Consider the following 20,904-nt stretch of genomic DNA (forward strand, 5'->3'; position numbering starts at 1 on the left):
GGTAGTAGGGTCTAAGCAAGCAGCCAGGACACCATCCAGGGAGCACCGCCATGAAGAAACTGATCAATGATCCCAAAGCCGTGGTCGACGAGTCAGCGGAAGGGTTCGGGCTTGCGCATGCCGACCTCGTGACTGTCTTCCCGGACCCGAAGTACATCGTGCGCAAGGACGCGCCCGTGGCCGGGAAAGTCGGCCTTGTCTCCGGCGGCGGCAGCGGCCATGAGCCGCTGCACGGCGGCTATGTCGGGATGGGCATGCTCGACGCCGCCGTTCCCGGCGCCGTGTTCACCTCGCCCACCCCGGACCAGATCCTGCCGGCGACGCTCGCCGTGAACTCCGGTGCCGGCGTCGTGCACATCGTCAAGAACTACACCGGCGACGTCCTCAACTTTGAAACCGCCGCCGAACTCGCCCAGGCCGAAGGCGTCGAAGTCCGCACTGTCCTCGTCAACGACGACGTCGCCGTGCAGGATTCGCTGTACACCGCCGGCCGCCGCGGTGTGGGCGGAACCGTGCTCGTCGAGAAGATCGCCGGTGCGGCCGCCGAACGCGGCGACAACCTGGACGCCGTGGCCGCGATCGGTGACCGCGTCAACCAGAACGTGCGCAGCATGGGCGTGGCACTGACCGCCTGCACCGTGCCGCACGCAGGGGTCCCCAGCTTTGAACTCGAGGAAAACGAGATCGAGATCGGGATCGGCATCCACGGCGAGCCGGGACGGCACAAGATTCCGATGGAAAACGCCGACGGCATCACCGACCGCCTCCTGGACCCGGTGGTCAGCGACCTCGGGCTCAACTCGGGAGACAAAGTCCTTCTCTTCGTCAACGGCATGGGCGGCACGCCGGCGAGCGAGCTGTACATCGTGTACCGCCGGGCCGCACAGAGGCTGGCGGAGCAGGGCATCACCGTGGCGCGCTCGCTCGTGGGCAACTACATCACGTCGCTGGAAATGCAGGGCTGCTCCATCACTGTCCTGCGCCTCGATGACGAGATGACTTCCCTCTGGGACGCGCCCGTGCACACGCCGGCCCTTCGCTGGGGCGTCTGACCGTGGGGCTGGATGTCGGCTGGGCCGTGCGCTGGCTGACCCTGTCAGCGCAGGCGATGGCGGATCACCGGGTGGAGCTGATCGAGCTCGACCGGCCGATCGGGGACTCGGACCACGGCGAAAACATGGACCGCGGCTTCAAAGCGGTGATGGTCAAGCTCGCCGAGGTCCCGCCGGAGACCCCGGGCGCGGCCCTGAAGCTGACGGCGATGACGCTGATGTCCAAGGTCGGCGGCGCTGCCGGACCGTTGTACGGCACAGCCTTCCTCCGGGCCGCCACCGCGCTGGGAGACACCTCCGACATCGACGCGCCGGCCCTGGCCGCCGCCCTGCAGGCCGCCCGCGACGGCATCGTTGCCCGCGGCAAGGCCGAATCCGGCGACAAGACCATGGTCGACGCCTGGACACCGGCGATCGAGGCAGCCGCTGTAGCGGCCGGCAACGGCGATGTCCTGAAAGTGCTGCTGGCCGCGGCCGACGCCGCGGAGGCCGGCGCGGTCTCCACGGATCCGATGCTGGCCCGCAAGGGCCGCGCCAGCTACCTGGGGGAGCGCAGCATCGGCCACCGGGACCCCGGGGCGGTTTCCAGCGCGCTGATCCTGCGCGCGGCGGCCGGGGCGGCCGAGTGACCGTCCGGCTGGTCGTCGTCTCGCACAGTGGGAAAATTGCCGACGGCGCCGCCGAGCTCGCCGCGCAGATGGCGCCGGACGTTGCCATCATCCCCGCCGGCGGTACCGACGACGGCCGGATCGGCACGAGCCTGGAGAAGGTCATGGCGGCGCTGGAGCAGGCCGCGGGCGACGGCGTTGTGGTGCTCACCGACCTCGGCTCCGCGGTGATGACCGCCGAGTCGGCGGCCGAGTTCGCGGCGGATCCGGGGTCCGTGCTGCTCGCGGACGCGCCGCTCATCGAAGGACTGGTGGCGGCAGCGGTGGCGGCCCAGGCCGGGGCCGATGCGGAAGCCGTCAAAGAGGCCGCCGAGGCGGTCTACCGGCCGCCGGCCGCGGCGACGCATCCGCACGAGCACCTTCCCCCGGAGGCCACGGGTGACTTCGAACTCGTCAACCAGGCCGGCATGCATGCCCGGCCGGCAGCGAAGATTGCCGGCGGATTGTCCGGGATGGACGCCGACGTCACCGTCAACGGCGCCGACGGTGCGTCCATGACGGAACTCATGATGCTTGCCGCCGGCAAAGGAACAGTGCTGCACGTGGAGGCCAGCGGCCCCGACGCCGCCAAGGCGGTCGGTTACCTGGAACGCCTGATCAGCTCGGGATTCGGTGAGCCGTAGGCCCGGGCGCGGGCCGCTGCTGCCTCGCCCGCAGCGGCCGGATAATTGCTCTCTATGCTTCTCGGCATAAGCGATCCTCAGCCAGGGAGCCGGAAGCCGCCCCCATGAAGTTCCGCGAGGCCGTCACCGAGCAGCCCGGCCAGGGCTCGTTCCAGTTGTTCGGGCGCCGCGTTGAGCCGGTGCAGGGCCGCGAGCGGGACCCCGATGCCCTGCGGTTCAAATCCGAGGTCCGCCGGGGCCCGGTGGAACAACTCACGCGCCACGGGATCCTCTGCCACCCGCAGCACAGCCATCACGGCACCGCGCACCTGCCGGTCCGTCCCATGCCAGGCCTGCCCCTTGGGGGTGTAGGTCGGCGGCGGCTCGCCGGCCGCAAGCCAGGCGCAGGACGCACTGACCGGGCACTGCCGGCATTTGGGTGCCCGTGCCGTGCAGACCAGTGCGCCGAGTTCCATGACGGAGGCATTCCAGCGCACTGAGGCGGCTGTGTCGTCCGGGAGCAGTTCAGCCGCGAGCCGCATCTCGGCCGCGGTCAGCGCCTGGGCGGGCAGGGCCGAGCCCAGGACCAGCCGTGCATGGACCCGGCGGATGTTGGTATCCACTACGGTTTCGCGGCGCCCGAAGGCGAAAGCCGCAACGGCCGCCGCCGTGTAGCTGCCCACACCGGGCAGTTCAAGGAGTTCTGAGTAGGTGCCGGGGACCGCCCCGCCGTGGCTGTCCCGGATGGCGACGGCGGCCGCGTGCAGGCGCAATGCCCGGCGGGGGTATCCCAGCCGTCCCCAGGACCGGACGGCTTCTCCGGCGGCTTCGCCCGCGAGGTCGGACGGCTCCGGCCAGCGGCGCAGCCACTCCTCCCAGACCGGCAGGACCCGGACCACCGGCGTCTGCTGGAGCATGACCTCGCTGACCAGCACACCCCACGGCGTGCACCCCGCGCTCCGCCACGGCAAATCCCTGGCGCTCGACGCGAACCAGTCATCCAGGGCGGCATGGAGGGCGGTGAGGTCCGCGCCGACGGCCGTCGGCCCGGTCTGCGGCCCGGCGTGCGCGGCGTCAACGGTAAGGGATGGGACTAGAGTTTCGATCCTTTCAGCGTAGTAGATGCGGCGAAGGGATCCGGACGGCTGCGGCTTCCGCGGCGTGGTCGGGCGTCTTCGGCCGCGCGGTTCTCTAGGCTAGAAGAATGGTTAGGCAAGGCAGTTCAGGAGCGGGCGGTTCACGGCCGAAAGGTTCCGGCAGGGGGCAGCCCGCCCGCAAGCCGGGACGTCCTCCGCTCAGCCCGGTCTACCGCCGCCGCAGGCTGTTTGCAGGTGTGGTCCTGCTGCTTGTCATCGCCGTGGTGGTCGGCGGTTTTGCCGCCGTCTCAAATGCCCTCGGCGGTGCAACGACTTCCGCTGCCCAGCCGACCGGCACGCAGGCGGCCGGTACCCAGGAATCGGGTGCCGGGGCCGAGCCGTCGGACCAGGCCTCGGCCTCGGCGAGCCCCGGGGCATCCGATTCACCTTCGGCCACGCCCGGCGCCGCGGCCGGCGACGGCTGCGAGCAGAATCTTGTAACCGTCACGGCTGCCACGGACAAGCCGTCCTACGATGCCGGTGAGAAGCCGATGCTGACCCTCAAGGTGACCAACAACAATAAGGTGCCGTGCGAGGTCAACATGGGGACTTCGCAGATGGAGTACATGATCACCAGCGGCTCGGACCGGATCTTTTCCTCCAAGGACTGCCAGGCCGAGGCCACGGACCTGATGAAGACCATCGCGCCGGGCAAGAGCGAGACCGCCAACTTCCCTTGGCAGCGCAACCGCACAGTGCAGGGCTGCGAAGCCGTGGAGGCCAAGCCCGGAACCGACGGCGCCTACTACGTCTTCACCGCACGGCTGGCCGGCAAAACCAGCCCCAAGGCCGTGTTCCAGCTCTACTGACGGGGTTAGGCGCAGGGCCTCAGGGTTTAGAGGAAACGGTCCAGCAGGCTGGCCTCGGCCATGCGGCTCAGGCCCTCCCGGACCGTCCTGGCACGCTGGTCGCCGATTCCGTCCACGGTCATGAGGTCATCGATCGTTGCCGCCATCAGGAACTGCAGGCCGCCGAAGTGGTCCACCAGGCGGTCCGCGACGGCCCGTGGCACGGCCTTCAGGCCGGAAAGCAGGCGGTAGCCGCGCGGCTGCACGACGGCGTCCAGGTTTGCCTCGCCGCCGGCGAAGCCGACGATCCCGGCGATCCTGCCCAGATCGATCAGCTCGGTGGGGCCCAGGCCGACGAGGGCCTTGACGGCGTTGTCGATGTCCTCCGGGGTGGCATCCGGGCTGGAGTAGTCGCGGATGATCACGTCGCTGCCGGGACCGCGGCCCACGGTGAGCTCGTCCAGCTGCAGCGACAGCAGGCGGCCGTCTTCGCCCAGTTCCAGGACGTACTGGGAGATTTCCTCGGAAATCCTGCGCACCATTTCCTGGCGCTGGAGCGTGACGGCGACGTCGCGGACAGTCACCATGGCCTCGATTTCCAGGGCGGAGAGCGAACTGGTCACCTGGTCCAGGCGTGAGCGGTAGCGTTCCAGGGTGGCCAGGGCCTGGTTGGCGCGGGCCAGGACCTTTTCGGAGCCCTCCAGGACGTGCCGGAGCCCGTTGACGTACAGGGCGATGATCTGCATGGACTGGCTGACCGAGATGACGGGGACGCCGGTCTGGATGGCCACACGCTCCGCGGTGCGGTGCCGGGTGCCGGATTCCTGCGTTTCGATGCTTGAGTCCGGGACGAGCTGGACCGCCGCGCGCAGGATGTTGCTGGCATCTTTGTCGCAGACAATGGCGCCGTCCATCTTGGCCAGTTCCCGCAGCCGCGTGGGGGAGAAGTCGATGCCGATCTCGAATCCGCCCGAACAGATGGACTCGATGGTCCTGTCGATGCCCAGCACGATCAGGGCACCGGTCCGGCCGCGGAGGATGCGTTCCAGTCCGTCGCGGAGGGCGGTGCCCGGTGCCACTCTGGCCAGAGTCGCCTTGAGAGCATCTTCAGGGCTCCGAGCCATAGATTTCCCTTCCAAGGTGCAGGAACGAGCCTGCAGGTGTGCCGGGTTCGAGGGTCTTCCGGCAGGATCAAAAAGTACTCAGTTCCCCGCTCTCCCCATGATAGGGGTAAAGGAGGGCTACTTCCGCACAGTCAAGCCTTAAAGTGGCCCATGGCGACGCTCCGCCGGATGCCTCCGTAATGGCTGTTGCGGGTCCCGTCCGGGACTGCATTTTGGCGGTGGTGGCCGGCCTGCGCGAAGGGGCCGGCAGGCGGACGTGCGGCCGCCGCTTCGTGCCGGACCGGCGGCCTGGGATAAACTTGGATCCTTGGGTGTACCGCGGGCTCTCCGCGCCGTAACCTGTCCACAGCCGCAGCGAAAGTAGCATCGTGTCTCAAGAAGTCCACAGCCCCGCCCGAGTCCAGGAGATTCACAAGCAGGCGGCCCGGCGCCGGACTTTTGCCGTCATTTCGCACCCCGACGCCGGTAAATCCACCCTCACCGAGGCGCTCGCGCTGCACGCGAAGGTGATCGGCACGGCCGGTGCTTCCAGCGGCAAGGCCAACCGCAAGGAAACGGTCTCGGACTGGATGCAGATGGAAAAGGACCGCGGCATCTCGATCAGCTCCGCGGCGCTGCAGTTCGCCTACCGGGACACCGTCATCAACCTCCTGGACACCCCCGGCCACGCCGACTTCTCCGAGGACACGTACCGCGTGCTGGCGGCCGTGGACTGCGCGGTCATGCTGGTGGACGCTGCGAAGGGCCTGGAAACCCAGACCATGAAGCTCTTCGAGGTCTGCAAGCAGCGGAACCTGCCCATCATCACCGTGATCAACAAGTGGGACCGGCCCGGCCTGGACGCCCTGGCCCTCATGGACGAGATCACCGAGCGCACCGGCCTGCAGCCGATGCCGCTGACCTGGGCTGTGGGTATCTCCGGCGACTTCCGCGGTGTCTGGGACCTGCGCAACTACCGTTTCGCGCAGTTCCAGCGCAACAATGCCGGCGCCAACATCGCCCTCACCGAATACTTCACCCCGGACGAGGCCGCCGCCAGCCAGGGCGATGACTGGTCCAACGCCGTCGACGAGGCCGGACTGGTCATCGAATCCAACCTGGCATTCGACGTCGAGGCCTTCCACGCCGGCAAGGCGACGCCGATTCTCTTCAGCTCGGCCGCGCTGAACTTCGGCGTGAAGGAAATCCTGGACGCCCTCGTGGACTTCGCCCCGCCCGCAGCCCCGCGCCCCGACGTCGACGGCGAGCCCCGCCCCGTCGATGCCCCGTTCGCCGGATTCGTCTTCAAGGTCCAGGCCGGGATGAACAAGGCCCACCGGGACCACGTGGCCTTTATCCGCGTCTGCTCCGGCAGGTTCGAGCGCGGCATGGTGGTCACCCAGGGCCGGACCGGGAAGTCCTTCGCCACGAAGTACGCCCAGCAGGTCTTCGGCCGCGAACGCGAAGTCATTGACGAGGCCTTCCCGGGCGACGTCGTGGGACTCGTGAACGCCTCCTCCCTGCGGGTGGGGGACAGTCTCTTCCTCGAGAACCCGGTGGAGTTCCCGGCGATCCCGCTGTTCGCCCCCGAACACTTCCAGGTGGCGCGGTCCAAGGACCCCAGCCGGTTCAAGCAGTTCCGCCGCGGCATAGAACAGCTCGAGCACGAGGGTGTCATCCAGGTGCTCCGCTCCGACATCCGCGGAGACCAGGCCCCCGTCCTTGCCGCAGTCGGACCCATGCAGTTCGAGGTGGTCGAAGACCGCATGGCCCACGACTTCAGCGCCCCGATGCGGCTGGAACGCCTCCCGTACTCGATGGCCCGGATCTCGACGGCGGACGCCATGGCGGTTCTGGCCAACGTGCCCGGCGCCGAGGTGCTGCTGCGCTCCGACGGGGAATACCTGGCGCTGTTCAACGACGTCTGGGCCCTCCGCCGGATCGAAAAGAACCACCCGGACCTGACGCTTGTGCCGATCGGGACCCACAACCCCGCCAAATAGCGGCAAAAAGCATCGGGACCTACGGGGAAAGATGCCCGGAGCGTCTTCCTGAATCCGCTTTGCGCGTTATCATAAGTAACCTTGCTAATGCGGCAGGTGCCGGGGTCAGTTAACCGGCTGTGAACTGATCCGCCCGATTCCCGCGGCGGGCCCCGTGAGAGGGACCACGTAAAACTCTTGACACCAACTATGGACCCCGGTTTCCTGCTCAGCGGGCGCTACCGGATCGAAGAACTCATTGGCCGGGGCAGCCAGTCCAGTGTGTACCGTGCCACGGACGAATCCCTGGGCCGCGAAGTAGCCGTCAAACTCTTCCGCGACGGCACCGTGGACGAGGAACGGACCAGCCGGCAGCGTGATGAAGTGCGGATCCTCGCCGGCATGGCCCACCATGCCCTCGTGACTCTGTTCGACGCCGGAGCCGACGTCAGCGACCCGGACCGCCGGCTTAGCTACCTCGTGATGGAGCTGGTCCGCGGCCCCGACCTCCGCCGCCGCGCGGCCGAAGGCCCGCTGTCCGCCGCCCACATGGCGCTGATCGGCCACGATCTCGCCGACGGACTGGCGCACATTCACGAGCAGGGCATCATCCACCGGGACGTCAAGCCTGCCAATATCCTGCTGGTGGACTACAGCGCCGAGGACCGCCGGCCGCGCGCCAAGCTCAGCGACTTCGGCGTGGCCATCACCGTCCGGGAGAGCCACCACGGCGACCTCGACGACAGTTCGGGCACGCCGGCCTACCTCAGCCCCGAACAGGCCGCTGGCGAGCCTGCCGTTCCCGCCAGCGACGTCTACTCGCTGGGACTGGTCCTGCTCGAGGGGCTGACCGGCAAGATGGCCTACCCCGGCGCCCCGCTCCAGTCCGCCCTTGCCCGGCTATTCGACGACCCGGACATTCCGGAGGGGCTCGCGCCTATGTGGGTGGCCCTGCTGACCTCGATGCTGAACCGGGACCCGGCGGCGCGGCCGCCGGCCCGCGAAGTATCCCTGGCCCTGCGCCAGGAGGCCATCAACTCCACCGGCCGGCACCGCAAGGACGCGGCGCCGCTGCTGACCGATGAAGAAGGGCGCATGCAGGCCGTCGAGCGGTACCGGATTCTGGATACCCCGGAGGACGGCGCCTTCAACCGCATCGCGGCGCTGGCCGCACGCATGTTCTCGGTGCCGGTGGCGATCGTCAGCGTGGTGGACCATGACCGCGTCTGGTTCAAGGCCCACCACGGCACGGACGTCACGGAGATTGGCCGCGACCCGGGTCTGTGCGCCTCAGCCGTCCTGCAGGGCGAACCTTGGATTGTCCGGGACGCGCTAAAAGATCCCCGGACGCTTGCCAACCCGCTCGTGGCCGGCGCGTTCGGCCTGCAGTTCTATGCCGGGGTGCCGTTGCGCAGCCGGGATGGCTACAACCTGGGCACTTTCTGCATCCTGGACCGCGAACCGCGCGAGTTCAGCGCCGAGGACATCTCCGCGCTGGAGGACTTGGCGGCACTGGTGATGCACGACCTGGAGCTCCGGCTGCACAGCCGGCAGGCGCTCGCCGGGTAACCGGCCCGCACGAGGGTCCAGCGTCCGGCCGGCCTACCGGCGGCCGGCGTGCAGGGCCAGTTCCAGCTCAAAGCGTGCCGTGGGGTCCTCCAGGGCGTCGCCGAAGAGTTCGCGCAGCTGCGCGGCCCGGTAGCCGACGGTCTGCGGGTGGATCCCGAGTTCGGCCGCCACCGGCGCCCGCTGGCCCCAGTGGCGCAGCCAGGAGAGCAGGGTTTCGGAGAGCCGCTCGCGTTGAGCCGGCTTGAGCCCTTCCAGCGGCGCGAGCCGGCGGTTGGCAAGTTCGGTGATCGCCGACGGTTCAGCCCCAAGAATCACCTGCGCCAGGTGCTCGTCGGCCCAGATCGGAGGATCCTCCGGCCCCTCGCGCGGAGGCAGTGCAGAGGCCGCCAGCACGGCCAGCCGCAGCGAATCCGGGACCTTTTCCCAACCGCCGGCCGGCCCCACGGACGCGCCGCGCCCCTTCAACGCGCGGTCCAGCTCCGCCCGTCCAGCCCGGGATTTCCGGGCCGGAACCAAGGCCACGACGTCGGTCTCGCGCTCAATCACCAAGGTTCCGGCCCCGAGCCGCAGCCGCAGCCCGGCCGCCCGGTCCAGCGGGAGGGTCACCACCACCATCCGCTGCGGCAGGGACCAGTCCGCCATGGCGGCCTGCTGACGGAGGGCCGCTTCGTCGGCCTGGCCGAGCAGGAGCAGGTCCAGCAGCTCGGTGCGCCGCCGGTCCACCGCGCCGGCGCGTTCGGACTGTTCGAAGGCGTACGCCTCCGCGCTCACTGCCGAGAGTTCGTCGATGTAGGCAAGGATCGATTCGCCCAGGTCCACGACGACACCCTGGCCCAGATGATGCTCCACCGAAACCTTGGACATCTCCCGGAAGGTGACGCGGGCGCCCATACGATACGCGCTCAGCAACGCATCCATGCTCCGGCCCTGCCGGAACTCGCCGCTGCCCAGACCGGCCACCAGGTCCCGGCTTTCCTGGGACAGCGCCGGCAGCCGCGTGCCGGGCAGCTGCAGGAACCGGTCCAGCGCCGCGGCCACACCGCGCCGCAGGCCGCGGCCGAAGCGCCCCTCGATCGGCCTGGCGTAGGCGGGAACGAGCTGCGGGACGGCCTCGATGATGGCCTCGACAATGCCGGGCATCCTGGGGCGGAGCATGTCGCTGACCTCGCGGGGCAGCGCCAGCCACGGCGGATCGTAGGCGGGGACGGTGCCGGCAGGCTCCCGGGCGGGTGAGGCGTTCATGAAAAATCCAAAGTGTTGTTGCGGAGAGATAGTTTTCTAGAGTCGATCGTATGCCTTGGGTGAAGAAGTATGACGTCCGCTGACATAAGCTTGGTAAATGATCCGGCTCCGTAAGCTGGCGCGCGCCGCATCTCTACTGACCACCCCCTTAGCTCCAGAAGATATTCTGTCGCTCTTCAACCCTGTGTTCTCCGCCCGCCAATTGCGCGGCGTGGTCACCCGGGTGGTCCCGGAAACGGCCGATTCCGCCACCATTTTCTTCCGTCCCGGCCGCGGCTGGCAAGCGCATCTTGCCGGCCAGTGGGCCAGAATCGGCGTCGAACTCGACGGCGTCCGCCACTGGCGGTCTTATTCGCTGAGCGCCCCTGCCGGCCAGGACCCCGCAATCACCGTTACTGATATGGGCGCCGTTTCCGGGGCCCTCGTGCGCAACACCAAACCCGGCGACGTCCTGTTTCTGGCGCCCCCGCAGGGCGACTTTATCTTGCCGGAGCACCCTCGCCCGCTGCTCATGCTGACCGCGGGCAGCGGAATCACGCCGGTGATGTCGATGATCCGTACCTTGGTCCCGCACCGTCCCGATGCCGACGTCGTGCTCATCCACACCGCGCGCACCGCCGCGGACTTTATCTTCCGTGAAGAACTCGCCGAACTCGCCGACCAGTTCCCCAACTTCCGCGTCGAGCAATGGTTCACCAGCGAGAACGGCCGGCTGGACTTTACCTCCGCAGGTGACCTCGACCGCCTCTGCCCGGACTGGCGCCAGCGCGCCGCCTACGCGTGCGGCCCCGAAGAGTTCCTCAATGACACCGAGGCGCTTTGGGAGGCAGAGGCCGTCGACGCCCCGCCGGCCGAAACAGCCCCGCCGGGCACCCTGACCATTGAACGCTTCACCGCCACCCTCGCCGCGGGTGCCGGGCACGACGGCGGGCTGGTCACCTTCGAAGCCTCCGACCGTGAAGTCGAAGCCGACGGCGACACCCCGCTGCTGGACGTCGGCGAAGACGCCGGGGTCCTCATGCCCAGCGGCTGCCGCATGGGCATCTGCCACAGCTGCCTCATCCCGCTGCGGGCCGGCCACGTCAGGGACCTCCGCACGGGCGAGGTCCACGGCGAGCCGGGCCAACTAATCCAGACGTGCGTGTCGGCAGCCGCCGGCCCCGTTAACCTCGACCTCTGAGGAGCACCACCGCATGACGATTGTTTCCAACAAGCCGGACCTTTCCGACACCGACTTCGACGCCGCTACTGGCGCCGACGCTGAGAACGCCGCCGATACCGCCGTGGCGGCGGCGGGAGCGGCAGCGAAGAAGCGGCCCGGCGCCCTCGCCGAAACCGGCAGCCCGCTCTTACGGCCGCCGGCGGCGGCGCACCTCTCCGACGAGCAAGTTGCGGAGCTGGGGCGTGAACTCGACGCCATCCGCGACGACATCCTCGCCAAGCGCGGCGCATCGGACGCGGCCTACATCCGCCGCCTGATCAAGATCCAGCGCGGCCTGGAGCTCTCGGGCCGCGCATTGCTCCTCATGGGCCGCAAGAAGCCCGCCTGGATCGCCGGCACCACGCTGCTGAGCTTCGCCAAGATCCTGGAAAACATGGAACTGGGGCACAACATCCTGCACGGCCAGTGGGACTGGATGCGCGACCCGGACATCCACTCCACCACGTGGGAATGGGACTTTGTCACCCCCGCGCGCTCCTGGCAGCACACCCACAACGACCTCCACCACCGCTGGACCAACGTGGTCGGCAAGGACAACGACATCGGATACAACCTCCTGCGGATGGACCCGGACCAGAAATGGACGCCGTTCAACCTGGGCAATCCGTTGTACAACGCGCTGCTGGCACCGGTCTTCGAGTGGGGCATCGCGATTTACGACCTCGAACTGGTCGAATACCAGGAGGGCAAGAAGTCGAAGGAAGCCCTCGTCAAGGACCTGAAGGCTCTCGGCCGCAAGGCCCTGAAGCAGTTCACCAAGGATTACGCCGCCACGCCCGCGGTCGCTATGCTGACCGGCTCCGGCAAGCAGGCCCTATACGGCACCCTGACCGCGAACGCCGTCCGCAACGTGTGGGCGCATGCCGTGATTTTCTGCGGCCACTTCCCGGAGGGCACTGACACCTTCACCGAGGAGATGGTGGACGGCGAGACCCGCGGCGACTGGTACGTGCGGCAGATGATCGGTTCGGCCAACATCTCCGGCTCCAGGTTCATGCACCTCATGTCCGGCAACCTCTCGCACCAGATTGAACACCACCTGTTCCCGGACCTGCCGTCGAACCGCTATGCGGAGGTGGCCCCGAAAGTGCAGGAGATCTGCAAGCGCTACGGCCTGCCGTACACCACCGGTCCGTTGCTGAAGCAGGTCGGCTCCACCTGGGGCAAGATCTTCAAGCTGGCCCTGCCCCCGAAGAAAGCCTAGGCCGCACGGCGCGGGCCGCCGGGCCCAAGGCTATCCGTTGAAGGCTGCCACGGCGCGCCCCCGCCTGCGTCGAACGAATATTCAACCAGCCGCCGTACCCTACAGTGGACGCAATCACTGAGGGGGGCCCACATGGCATGTGCCGGTTGCACGACATCTTCACCGCTTGGCTTTGATTTCAGCATGGCTTTCCAGCCGATCTATGACGCCGTCGCAGGCCGGGTGTGGGGATACGAGGCACTGGTCCGGGGCTTATCGGGCGAGGGGGCTTATGAGGTCCTGTCCAAGGTCTCGCCGGAACAGCGGTATCGGTTCGACCAGGCCTGCCGCGTCAAGGCGATCGAGCTGGCGTCGCGCCTGTTTCCCGCCGGTGAGGATCTGATGCTGTCGATCAATTTCATGCCGAATGCGGTGTACGAACCGGCTGCCTGCCTGCGCGCGACGCTGCTGGCGGCCGGGCGGTGCAGCTTTCCGACGTCGTCCATCATGTTCGAGTTCACGGAAAACGAGGAGGTCTCGGACACCGCCCACCTCACAAACATCATCACCGAATACCGCAAGCATGGTTTCACCACCGCCATCGACGACTTCGGTGCTGGCCATGCGGGGCTGGGCCTCCTGGTTGATTTCCAGCCGGACCTGATCAAGATCGACATGAAGCTCATCCGGGACATCGACACCAGCCCGGCCCGCCGGGCCGTCGTGGCTGGCATCGTCGGCATCGCGAAGGAGCTCGAGGTCACCGTACTCGCGGAAGGCATCGAGAGTGAGGCGGAGTTCCTGGGCCTGAGCGCAGCCGGCATCCGCCTGTTCCAGGGCTACTGGTTTGGGAAGCCGGCATTCGAGGAGCTTCCGCAAGTGCGTCCCGCTGTTTTGGGCGCGGCCGCCGTCGGTTAGCGCGCGGGCGCCACGGCAAATTCGCACCCGCCTGCCGCGGCAGGCAGCGCTCAGGGCTTGCTCGCTGCCCCCAGGACATGCGCCAGCCGCGGATTGCCCGGGAGGACGGAGTAGCCGAAGCGCTCCAGGTCCTGCACGGTGAGGCCCGCCCCGGCAATGAGCGCGGCGGTGTCGCGGTTGGGGTGGCACCCGCCCGCCATCCTGCTCCACAGTGGTGCGGCCAGATCCTCGACGGCCGCCACCACGCGGTGGGCCGAACGGACGTGCTCATAGAACAGCAGCAGACCGCCGGGCCGAAGGACCCGGACCACCTCCGCCAGGGCGGCAGCCGGGTCCGGCACGCTGCACAGCACCAGGCTGGAGACGACGACGTCCACCGAACCGTCCGCGGCGGGCAGCGACTCCGCCACCCCGTCCTTCACGGTCACCGGTACGGGCGCCTTGCCGGCGGCGGCTTGGGCCAGCTTCCGGAGCGTGGGGTCCGGTTCAAGGGCCAGGACGCCCGTCACCGCGGCAGGGTAAAAAGGGAAGGTGGCCCCGTAGCCTGCGCCGATTTCGACGACAACGCCGTGCGCGCCCGCCAGGAGGCGCCGCCGGTGCTCCGCCGCCCCGCGGGCGTCCATCCGCGGACCCATCCGGGCGAAACGTGCTCCGAACGATGAGCCGCGGGGCGTTGATTCAGGCATCGGCAATCTCCTCGGGTCAGCCGGCCGTGGCCGGGTTGAGCTTGAGCCTGCGCAACAGCTGGGCATTCAGGGCAACCACAATGGTCGACGCCGACATCATGATGGCGCCCGCGGCGGGGGAGAGCACGATCCCGGCGAAGGCGAGGACCCCGGCCGCCAGCGGCACGGAGATGACGTTGTAGCCCGTGGCCCACACGAGGTTCTGCCACATCTTCCGGTAACTCGCCCGCGACAGATCGAGCATCGACAGCACGGCCCGGGGGTCATTGCCGGCCAGGACCACCCCGGCGGATTCCACGGCCACGTCCGTGCCGCCGCCAATCGCGATCCCCACCTCGGCCCGTGCCAGCGCGGGGGAGTCGTTGACGCCGTCGCCCACCATGGCCACTTTCAGCCTGCGGGCCTGCAGCTCCGCCACCTTCTTGTCCTTGTCCGCCGGGAGAACCTCTGCGAAGACTTCATCGATGCCGAGATCGGCGGCGACAGCGTCAGCGACCTGCCGGGCGTCGCCGGTGATCATGGCCACCTTGATGCCCCTGGCCTGGAGGGCCCGCACGGCCTGGCGGGACTCGGGCCGGACGGCATCCTCGAGACTGACGGCGCCCAGGACGGTGCCGCCGTCGACCACGTGAAGCACGGCGGCGCCGCGCTCCAGCCAGACCCCGGTGACGGCGGCGAGGGACTGCGGTTCCTGCAGCCCCAGCTCCCGGAGCAGGGCGGGGCCGCCGACATGGACCGTCCGGCCGTCGACCGTGGCGCGGACGCCGCGGCCCGTCAGTGACATGAAGCCTGACGCTGTCGGGATGTCCAGCCCGCGGGCCCGGGCGGCGGCGACGATCGAACGGGCCACCGGGTGCTCGCTGTCTGCCTCCACGGCGGCAGCCAGGGCCAGCACGGCGTCCCGGCCGGCGGCTGTGTTGTTGCCCGTGCTGTCGCCTGCGGCGGCCGCGGCGACGCCCTTGAGCTCCGGCTCGCCCCTGGTCAGGGTCCCGGTCTTGTCGAAGAGCACGACGTCGACAGTCCGCATGCGCTCCAGTGCCATCCGGTTCTTGATCAGGACGCCGGCCCGGGCCGCCCGCTCGGTGGAGATGGCGATGACCAGCGGGATGGCAAGGCCCAGTGCATGCGGGCAGGCGATCACGAGGACGGTCACGGTGCGGGTGACGGCGTCAGTGACGCTGCCCATCAGGGTCCAGAAGATGAAAGTGAGAACACCTGTGCCGGCGGCGAAGTAGAACAGGAACGCGGCGGCCCTGTCGGCAAGGGCCTGGGCCCGGGACGATGAAGCCTGCGCCTCGGCCACGAGACGCTGGATCCCGGCCAGGGCAGTGTCCTCGCCGATCGCCGAAACCAGGACCCGGACGGAGTTGTCCGTGGCGATGGTGCCTGCCACCACGGGATCGCCAAGGGTTCGCAGGACGGTCTTCGATTCGCCCGTGATCATCGATTCGTCGAATTCGGCCTGGCCGTCACTGACCGTGCCGTCCGCCGGCATCCGGCCGCCCGGGCGCACCAGGATTGTGTCGCCGGCGCGGAGCTCCGCGACACTGACCGTCTCCGTCCCGGCGCCGGTGACCCGCTCCGCCTCGTCGGGCAGCAGCGCCGCCAGCGCATCCAGCGCCCCCTGGGCCGAGCCGAGGGCGCGCATCTCGATCCAGTGGCCCAGCAGCATGATGGGCACCAGGAGCGCCAGCTCCCACCAGAAGTCGAGGTCGAAGCCGCCGAGACCCAGGGTGGTCACCCATGAGGCGACGAACGCGACGCTGATGGCCATGGCGATCAGCAGCATCATCCCCGGTTTGCGCGTCCGCAGTTCGTCGAGCCCGCCCTTGAGGAACGGCCGGCCGCCGTAAACAAAGATCGCAGTGCCAAGCACGGGCGGAATCCAGGCCGAGCCCGGGAAAGCCGGGGGCTCGTAGCCGAGCAGATCCGCGAACATGGGGCTGAAGAAGACCACCGGTACCGCCAAGGCAACGCTCACCCAGAACCTGTCCCTGAACATGGCGACGCTGTGCCCGGCGTGCTGGCCGTGGCTGTGCACCATGTGGTCGTCCGCGGCGGCGCCGGCCGCGGCGTGGCCCGCTACAGAGTGGTCCATAGCGGAGTGGCTTGTCGCTGCGGTGCCCGTGTCGGCGTGGCCGGCTGCGGTGTGCCCTGCGGTTCCCTGCCTGCTGTCCGGGGTGGTGTGACGGTGTTCCATGGTGCGTGCTCCTGACGGAAGTCCAGTCGTCTTCGAACGCTCCCAACATACCCCCGGGGGGTATGTTCCGCAAGGGTTTGCTCAGCGGACCTCGATCACGCCCATCATCCCCAGGTCCTCATGGTCGAGGATGTGGCAGTGGTACGCGGACCGGCCGGCGAAGTCCTTGAAGGCGATCCTGACCGTCACCTGTCCATTCGCCGGCACGTTGACCACGTCCTGCCACGTGGGGACGGCGGGGGCTGCGCCATTGGCCGAGATGAGCTGCATCGGCCACACATGCAGGTGAAACGGATGGTCCATGGGGCTGGTGTTGACCACCGTCCATTCCTCCACGCTGCCTGCCGCCACCCTGGTGTCGGTCCTGGCCGCGTCGAATTCCCTGCCGTTGATCGTAAAGGCCATCATGCCGGAGCCGCCTCCGCCCATGCTCCCGGCGCCCATGCCTGCCGCGAGCAGGAACCGCCGGTGCGCGGCGACGGGAAGCTCCCTCAGGTCCGCGGCCGCCGGCCGGGGCGGCAAGCCGGCGGGGGCGGCGGCCGGTTCGCCCGCCACTTGGAGCGTTGCCAGTGCGACTCCCTGGGACTGGTCCGGCGTGTCGCGGCCCGCAGGGCCCCGGCCCATCATTCCGGGCATGCTGCCACGGTCATAGTAGGCGGCCCGCAGCACCGATCCGCCGGCCGCCGCCGTCACCAGGAGGTCCGCCCGGTTTCCGGGCGCCAGGAGCACCTCGGTGACGGGTTCCGGCGGCTGGAAACGCCCGGAGTCCAGGCCGAGCAGCTGCAGGTCCTGTCCGGCCAGCTGCAGCAGGAGGTAGCGGGACACGCAGGCATTGACCAGCCGCCACCTTTCCCGCTGCCCGGGCAGCGCGCTGATCAGGGGGTTGCTTTGGCCGTTGACGAGCACCAGGCCGCCTTCCCTGCCGGCCATGCGCTCTGCCTGCGGGACGCGGCGGACGTTTCCCGCGGCGTCCAGGTCCGTGTCGGAGACCACCAGCACGCGGTCCATGGCGGCCGGAACAGGCTCGTTGTCCTCGACAATGATGGCCCCGAAGAGGCCGCCGAAGACCTGCCCCGCGACCATGCCGTGGTGGTGCGGGTGGTACCAGTAGACGCCGGCCGGGTGGTCAGCGGGCAGGCGGTATTCGTAGTCGAAACTGCCGCCCGGGGCGACCGTCACGAACACGTTGTCGCCGTTTCCCTGCGGGGACACATGGAGCCCGTGCAGGTGAAGGTTGGTGGGCTCGGCCAGCCGGTTCAGCAGCCGGATGCGGAGCAGGTCCCCGGCGCGCAGCCGCAGTGTGGGGCCGGGACTGGTCCCGTTGTAACCAAGAGCTGTGGCCTGGCGGCCGCCCAGCTCCAAGGTGGCCGGGGCTGCCTCCAACTCGAGCGCCAAGGTTCCGCCGGCGCTGCTCCGCTCCGCCGGATGCGTCAAAGCGGCCCCGGCAACCGGCGCCCTTTGGGACGTCAGTGTCCAGGCGAGTCCCGCCGCTCCCACGGCCGTGGCGGCCACGCCAACCCCGCCCATCAACAGGGCATTGCGGCGGCTCAGGGGTTGCACTAGGGCTCCTCGCCCAGCACTTTCAGGCTCTCGCGGTACTGCTCAACGGACACCTCGCCGCGCGCAAAGCGTTCGTCAAGGATCAGGCGGGCCTGGGACCGTCCCTGGGCAGGGGGAACAGGGGGAGTGCCGGGAGGCGGGGCGGCCTGCCCGGGTGGAGGGAACTGTCCGGCGGTGTGCGGGGGCGGCGGGGGCAGCCCCGGTCCGGGGCTGCCGTGGCTAATGCCGCCGGTCAGGAGCCGGATGGCCAGGATGACCAGGACCGCGATGCCGGCCAGCAGAAACACGCCCCAAAGCCACATCCAGCCCATTTCAAAGCCATAACCCCACATCATGATGGATCCCCTCCGCACGGCCTACAACCTCATCGTGCGCCCGCCGGAAGTGCCGTGCAAGGGTCCTATGGGGCCTCAGCTGATCAGCAGCCCCAGCGCCTCGGCCAGGTGGCCGACCTCCCGGACCCTGAACCCCGCCGGCACCGGTCCGGGCCCGTTGAGGGTGGCCGGTACCACGGCATGGGTGAAACCGAGCCGGTGCGCCTCCTGGATGCGCTGGTTGATGCCGGGCACAGGACGCACTTCGCCGGCCAGGCCAACCTCGCCGAACGCGATCAGACGTTCGGGAAGCGGCTTCCTGGCCTTCGCGGAGGCCACCGCCAAGGCCACGGCGAGGTCCGTCGCGGGCTCGCTGAGCTTGACCCCGCCGACGGTTGCCACGTACGAGTCGTCCTTGCTCAGCAGGCAGCCGGCCCGCTGCTGCAGGACGGCCAGCAGCATCGCCACCCGCGAGCTGTCCAGTCCGCTGGTGGCGCGGCGCGGCTGCGAGCTGGCGCTTTCGGCCAGCAGCGACTGGACCTCGGCCAGCAGCGGCCGGCGTCCCTCCAGCGTGACGGTGATGCACGTTCCGGAGACCGGTTCCTTGGTCCGGGAGACGAACAGGCCGCTCGGATCGGCCAGGCCCTCGATGCCGTCCTCGTTCAGATCGAAGCAGCCGACGTCGTCGGTGGGGCCGTACCGGTTCTTCACGGCGCGCAGCAGCCGCAGCCTGGAGTGCCGTTCGCCCTCGAACTGGCAGACAACATCCACGAGGTGTTCCAGGAGCCGGGGCCCGGCGATGGAGCCGTCCTTGGTCACGTGCCCCACCAGCAGCGTGGTCATGTTGCGGCGCTTGGCCGCGGCTATCAGCGACGCCGCGACCTCGCGCACCTGGGACACACCGCCGGCGCTGCCCTCGACGTCGGCGCTGCTCAGGGTCTGGACCGAGTCCACCACCAGCAGCCGCGGTTCGAGCTTCTCCACCTGCCCCAGGGCCTGGCCGAGGTCCGTTTCCGCCGAAAGGTACAAAGATTCGGCCACGGCGTCGATCCGGTCCGCCCGCAGCTTGACCTGCGCGGCGGATTCCTCGCCGGTGATGTAGAGGACGTCCTGGGCGGTCCGGGCAAACTTCGCCGCGACGTCCAGCAGCAGGGTGGACTTGCCCACACCGGGTTCGCCCGCGAGGAGGATCACGGCGCCGGGCACCAGGCCGCCGCCGAGGACCCGGTCGAGTTCGTCCACGCCGGTGGGCAGGAACGCCGCCGTGGTGGCGTCGACGTCGGCGATCCGGCGGGCGGGTTCCAGGACCGTCGTGGCCGCCGTCGTCCGGGCGACGGCGTTGCCGGTTTCCTCGACGCTGCCCCACGCCTGGCACTCACCGCAGCGGCCCACCCACTTGACCGTCGTCCAGCCGCATTCGGCGCATTTATAGCCGGGAGCTTTGGGCGCCCGGGAAGTCTTTGTAGCCATTGGTCAACCCTATCGGCGGCCTGCGACAATCACGGCGCCGCAGGGGAGGGGCGGGACTAGAGCGGGGGCAGGATGTCCCGGGCTTCCTTGGAATCCACGCCTGCGGCCTCCAGGAGGTCCACCATGAGCGGCCGGAAAAGCATGACCACCGTTTCGCCTTCGAGCAACCGGACTTCCAGGATCCGCGGATGAAGGCGGCCGGCGATCTCCCGCAGCTCGGACCGGGCCGTCCGCAGGTGGGCGCGGCGGGCGCCGTCGTGCACCTCCGCGAGGCCCAGGGACAGTTCCTCGACGGCGGCGGCAGTTTCCTGCAGGACGTCGGCGATGTTCTGGGTGGCCTCGTCGGAAAGCGCCGCGTGGTTGATGGCGCTGGTCAGGCGGCGGGCAAAGACCCTGCTGTTGCGCAGTGCGAGGTCGATATAGTCCAGGGACTGTTCCATCTGGTCCAGTTCGTCCCGGTGCCGCCGGTACGCCGGGGCAAGGGTCGCCACTTCGCCGGAGGCCCGCAGGGACTGCCGCATGGCGTCGACGAGGGGCTGGCAGTTCCGCCCGCGGATGAGGGCGTGCCAGGCCTGGGTGGAGTCGCTGTAGCTCAGCGCCGACGCGCATTCCCGGAGCACTTCGGCGAGTTCGTGCAGGAGCTTCTTGACGTCGTCGCGCGGCTCACGCCGGGGGTCTTTGGGCACCAGGATGGTCATCAGCAGGGCGAACACCCCGCCCACCACGGCGTCGATGCTGCGGGTGAACGGACCGCCGGGCGGCACCGGCAGGAGCACCACAAGTACCGACTGCAGGCCCAGTTGAGTGGTGAAGATTGTCCCGCTGTCCAGGAACCGGGCCAAGAGGATGGAAAAGAACAACACGATGGCCGCCTGCCAGATTCCGGAGCCAAGCCAGTGCAGCAGCAGGTCTCCGACCACGATCCCGAGCGTGCAGCCCAGGCCCACCTCGATCACGCGGCGCAGCCGGGGCTCCCGGGAAAAGCCGAGGGCGATCAGGGAGGACGTGGCCGCGAACAGCGGGCCGCTGTGGCCCAGGACGTATTCGGCGAACGCGTAGGCGCCGACGGCGCAGGCGGTCATCTGGACAGCGGGGACCAGGGAGTTCCGGCTGCGGACCATCCCCGTGCGGACCCGGCCGCGCAGGAATCGTGCGCTTGCGGAGAGTCCAGTCTCGGAGGCCATGCCCACCAGTCTATTTGCCGCGGAG

Annotated in this window: 18 protein-coding genes; 9 read left to right on the forward strand and 9 right to left on the reverse strand. The window is 69.0% G+C overall.

All coding sequences use genetic code 11. The features are described 5' to 3' along the window. Positions 1–50: 50 nt before the first annotated feature. Genes dhaK through dhaM form a run of 3 tightly spaced genes read left to right on the forward strand, consistent with a single transcriptional unit; the run spans position 51 to position 2,343 of the window. On the forward strand, positions 51–1,052 hold the full coding sequence (dhaK, locus tag CFN17_RS08065; RefSeq protein WP_208750895.1) for a dihydroxyacetone kinase subunit DhaK: 1,002 nt from the start codon (positions 51–53) through the stop codon (positions 1,050–1,052). Positions 1,053–1,054: 2 nt separating this feature from the next. Next, the gene (dhaL, locus tag CFN17_RS08070) at positions 1,055–1,681 is read left to right on the forward strand and encodes a dihydroxyacetone kinase subunit DhaL (RefSeq protein ID WP_208750896.1); all 627 of its coding nucleotides are present in this window, start codon (positions 1,055–1,057) and stop codon (positions 1,679–1,681) included. Then, complete coding sequence (gene dhaM / locus CFN17_RS08075; protein WP_208750897.1) at positions 1,678–2,343, forward strand: dihydroxyacetone kinase phosphoryl donor subunit DhaM; 666 nt, start codon at positions 1,678–1,680, stop codon at positions 2,341–2,343. Before dhaL ends, dhaM begins: the two co-directional genes overlap by 4 nt. Before the next feature lie 77 nt (positions 2,344–2,420). Here the strand turns inward: dhaM and CFN17_RS08080 are convergent, their stop codons facing one another. Beyond that, on the reverse strand, positions 2,421–3,257 hold the full coding sequence (locus CFN17_RS08080) for an A/G-specific adenine glycosylase (protein ID WP_315968662.1): 837 nt from the start codon (positions 3,255–3,257) through the stop codon (positions 2,421–2,423). A 398-nt stretch (positions 3,258–3,655) separates the two neighbouring features. Between CFN17_RS08080 and CFN17_RS08085 the strand changes: the two genes are divergently transcribed. Then, positions 3,656–4,267 carry a hypothetical protein gene (locus tag CFN17_RS08085; protein WP_261792412.1) on the forward strand — a complete coding sequence of 204 codons (612 nt, stop codon included), beginning with the start codon at positions 3,656–3,658 and terminating at the stop codon, positions 4,265–4,267. Between the two features lie 26 nt (positions 4,268–4,293). Here the strand turns inward: CFN17_RS08085 and disA are convergent, their stop codons facing one another. Further along, positions 4,294–5,370, reverse strand: coding sequence for a DNA integrity scanning diadenylate cyclase DisA (gene disA / locus CFN17_RS08090; RefSeq protein WP_208750899.1), 1,077 nt, complete (start codon positions 5,368–5,370; stop codon positions 4,294–4,296). Positions 5,371–5,738: 368 nt separating this feature from the next. On the opposite strand from disA, the gene CFN17_RS08095 reads away from it, so the two are divergent. After that, entirely contained in the window at positions 5,739–7,352 is a 1,614-nt protein-coding gene (locus CFN17_RS08095) for a peptide chain release factor 3 (RefSeq protein WP_208750900.1), read from the forward strand. A gap of 189 nt (positions 7,353–7,541) precedes the next feature. Then, complete coding sequence (locus tag CFN17_RS08100; RefSeq protein ID WP_208750901.1) at positions 7,542–8,900, forward strand: GAF domain-containing serine/threonine-protein kinase; 1,359 nt, start codon at positions 7,542–7,544, stop codon at positions 8,898–8,900. A gap of 33 nt (positions 8,901–8,933) precedes the next feature. Here CFN17_RS08100 and CFN17_RS08105 read toward each other — a convergent pair whose 3' ends face one another. After that, a complete protein-coding gene (locus CFN17_RS08105; RefSeq protein ID WP_208750902.1) occupies positions 8,934–10,142 on the reverse strand; it encodes a CdaR family transcriptional regulator in 1,209 nt (402 codons plus the stop codon). A 97-nt stretch (positions 10,143–10,239) separates the two neighbouring features. Here CFN17_RS08105 and CFN17_RS08110 point away from each other — a divergent pair, with 97 nt between their 5' ends. The 3 genes from CFN17_RS08110 (at position 10,240) to CFN17_RS08120 (ending at position 13,465) form a co-directional block, all read left to right on the forward strand. Next, on the forward strand, positions 10,240–11,322 hold the full coding sequence (locus CFN17_RS08110; RefSeq protein WP_208750903.1) for a ferredoxin reductase: 1,083 nt from the start codon (positions 10,240–10,242) through the stop codon (positions 11,320–11,322). A gap of 13 nt (positions 11,323–11,335) precedes the next feature. Continuing rightward, a complete protein-coding gene (locus tag CFN17_RS08115) occupies positions 11,336–12,568 on the forward strand; it encodes an acyl-CoA desaturase (RefSeq protein ID WP_261792413.1) in 1,233 nt (410 codons plus the stop codon). A gap of 183 nt (positions 12,569–12,751) precedes the next feature. Continuing rightward, positions 12,752–13,465: an EAL domain-containing protein gene (locus CFN17_RS08120; RefSeq protein WP_261792414.1), complete on the forward strand. Its 714-nt coding sequence runs from the start codon at positions 12,752–12,754 to the stop codon at positions 13,463–13,465. Between the two features lie 50 nt (positions 13,466–13,515). Here the strand turns inward: CFN17_RS08120 and CFN17_RS08125 are convergent, their stop codons facing one another. From CFN17_RS08125 to CFN17_RS08150, 6 genes are all read right to left on the reverse strand, one after another. Next, on the reverse strand, positions 13,516–14,151 hold the full coding sequence (locus CFN17_RS08125; RefSeq protein ID WP_208750905.1) for a class I SAM-dependent methyltransferase: 636 nt from the start codon (positions 14,149–14,151) through the stop codon (positions 13,516–13,518). A gap of 16 nt (positions 14,152–14,167) precedes the next feature. Continuing rightward, positions 14,168–16,351 (reverse strand): copper-translocating P-type ATPase, encoded by a 2,184-nt coding sequence (locus CFN17_RS08130; RefSeq protein ID WP_208750906.1) that lies wholly within the window; start codon positions 16,349–16,351, stop codon positions 14,168–14,170. Positions 16,352–16,432: 81 nt separating this feature from the next. After that, the gene (locus CFN17_RS08135; RefSeq protein WP_208750907.1) at positions 16,433–17,911 is read right to left on the reverse strand and encodes a multicopper oxidase family protein; all 1,479 of its coding nucleotides are present in this window, start codon (positions 17,909–17,911) and stop codon (positions 16,433–16,435) included. Further along, a complete protein-coding gene (locus CFN17_RS08140; protein WP_208750908.1) occupies positions 17,911–18,246 on the reverse strand; it encodes an SHOCT domain-containing protein in 336 nt (111 codons plus the stop codon). The genes CFN17_RS08135 and CFN17_RS08140 overlap by 1 nt, the downstream gene beginning before the upstream one ends. A gap of 75 nt (positions 18,247–18,321) precedes the next feature. After that, positions 18,322–19,695 carry a DNA repair protein RadA gene (radA, locus tag CFN17_RS08145; protein WP_208750909.1) on the reverse strand — a complete coding sequence of 458 codons (1,374 nt, stop codon included), beginning with the start codon at positions 19,693–19,695 and terminating at the stop codon, positions 18,322–18,324. A 56-nt stretch (positions 19,696–19,751) separates the two neighbouring features. Beyond that, entirely contained in the window at positions 19,752–20,879 is a 1,128-nt protein-coding gene (locus CFN17_RS08150; RefSeq protein WP_208750910.1) for an aromatic acid exporter family protein, read from the reverse strand. Positions 20,880–20,904: the final 25 nt, after the last annotated feature.

Source organism: Arthrobacter sp. PM3, assembly GCF_003352915.1.
GTDB lineage: Bacteria > Actinomycetota > Actinomycetes > Actinomycetales > Micrococcaceae > Arthrobacter.

Excerpts from the sequence above, each read along its gene's own strand:
- dhaK (WP_208750895.1), top strand. The coding sequence starts at position 51 with ATGAAGAAACTGATCAATGATCCCAAAGCCGTGGTCGACGAGTCAGCG.
- disA (WP_208750899.1), bottom strand. The coding sequence starts at position 5,370 with ATGGCTCGGAGCCCTGAAGATGCTCTCAAGGCGACTCTGGCCAGAGTG.
- CFN17_RS08100 (WP_208750901.1), top strand. The coding sequence starts at position 7,542 with ATGGACCCCGGTTTCCTGCTCAGCGGGCGCTACCGGATCGAAGAACTC.
- CFN17_RS08105 (WP_208750902.1), bottom strand. The coding sequence starts at position 10,142 with ATGAACGCCTCACCCGCCCGGGAGCCTGCCGGCACCGTCCCCGCCTAC.
- CFN17_RS08110 (WP_208750903.1), top strand. The coding sequence starts at position 10,240 with ATGATCCGGCTCCGTAAGCTGGCGCGCGCCGCATCTCTACTGACCACC.
- CFN17_RS08115 (WP_261792413.1), top strand. The coding sequence starts at position 11,336 with ATGACGATTGTTTCCAACAAGCCGGACCTTTCCGACACCGACTTCGAC.
- CFN17_RS08120 (WP_261792414.1), top strand. The coding sequence starts at position 12,752 with ATGGCTTTCCAGCCGATCTATGACGCCGTCGCAGGCCGGGTGTGGGGA.
- CFN17_RS08125 (WP_208750905.1), bottom strand. The coding sequence starts at position 14,151 with ATGCCTGAATCAACGCCCCGCGGCTCATCGTTCGGAGCACGTTTCGCC.
- CFN17_RS08130 (WP_208750906.1), bottom strand. The coding sequence starts at position 16,351 with ATGGAACACCGTCACACCACCCCGGACAGCAGGCAGGGAACCGCAGGG.
- CFN17_RS08140 (WP_208750908.1), bottom strand. The coding sequence starts at position 18,246 with ATGATGTGGGGTTATGGCTTTGAAATGGGCTGGATGTGGCTTTGGGGC.
- radA (WP_208750909.1), bottom strand. The coding sequence starts at position 19,695 with ATGGCTACAAAGACTTCCCGGGCGCCCAAAGCTCCCGGCTATAAATGC.
- CFN17_RS08150 (WP_208750910.1), bottom strand. The coding sequence starts at position 20,879 with ATGGCCTCCGAGACTGGACTCTCCGCAAGCGCACGATTCCTGCGCGGC.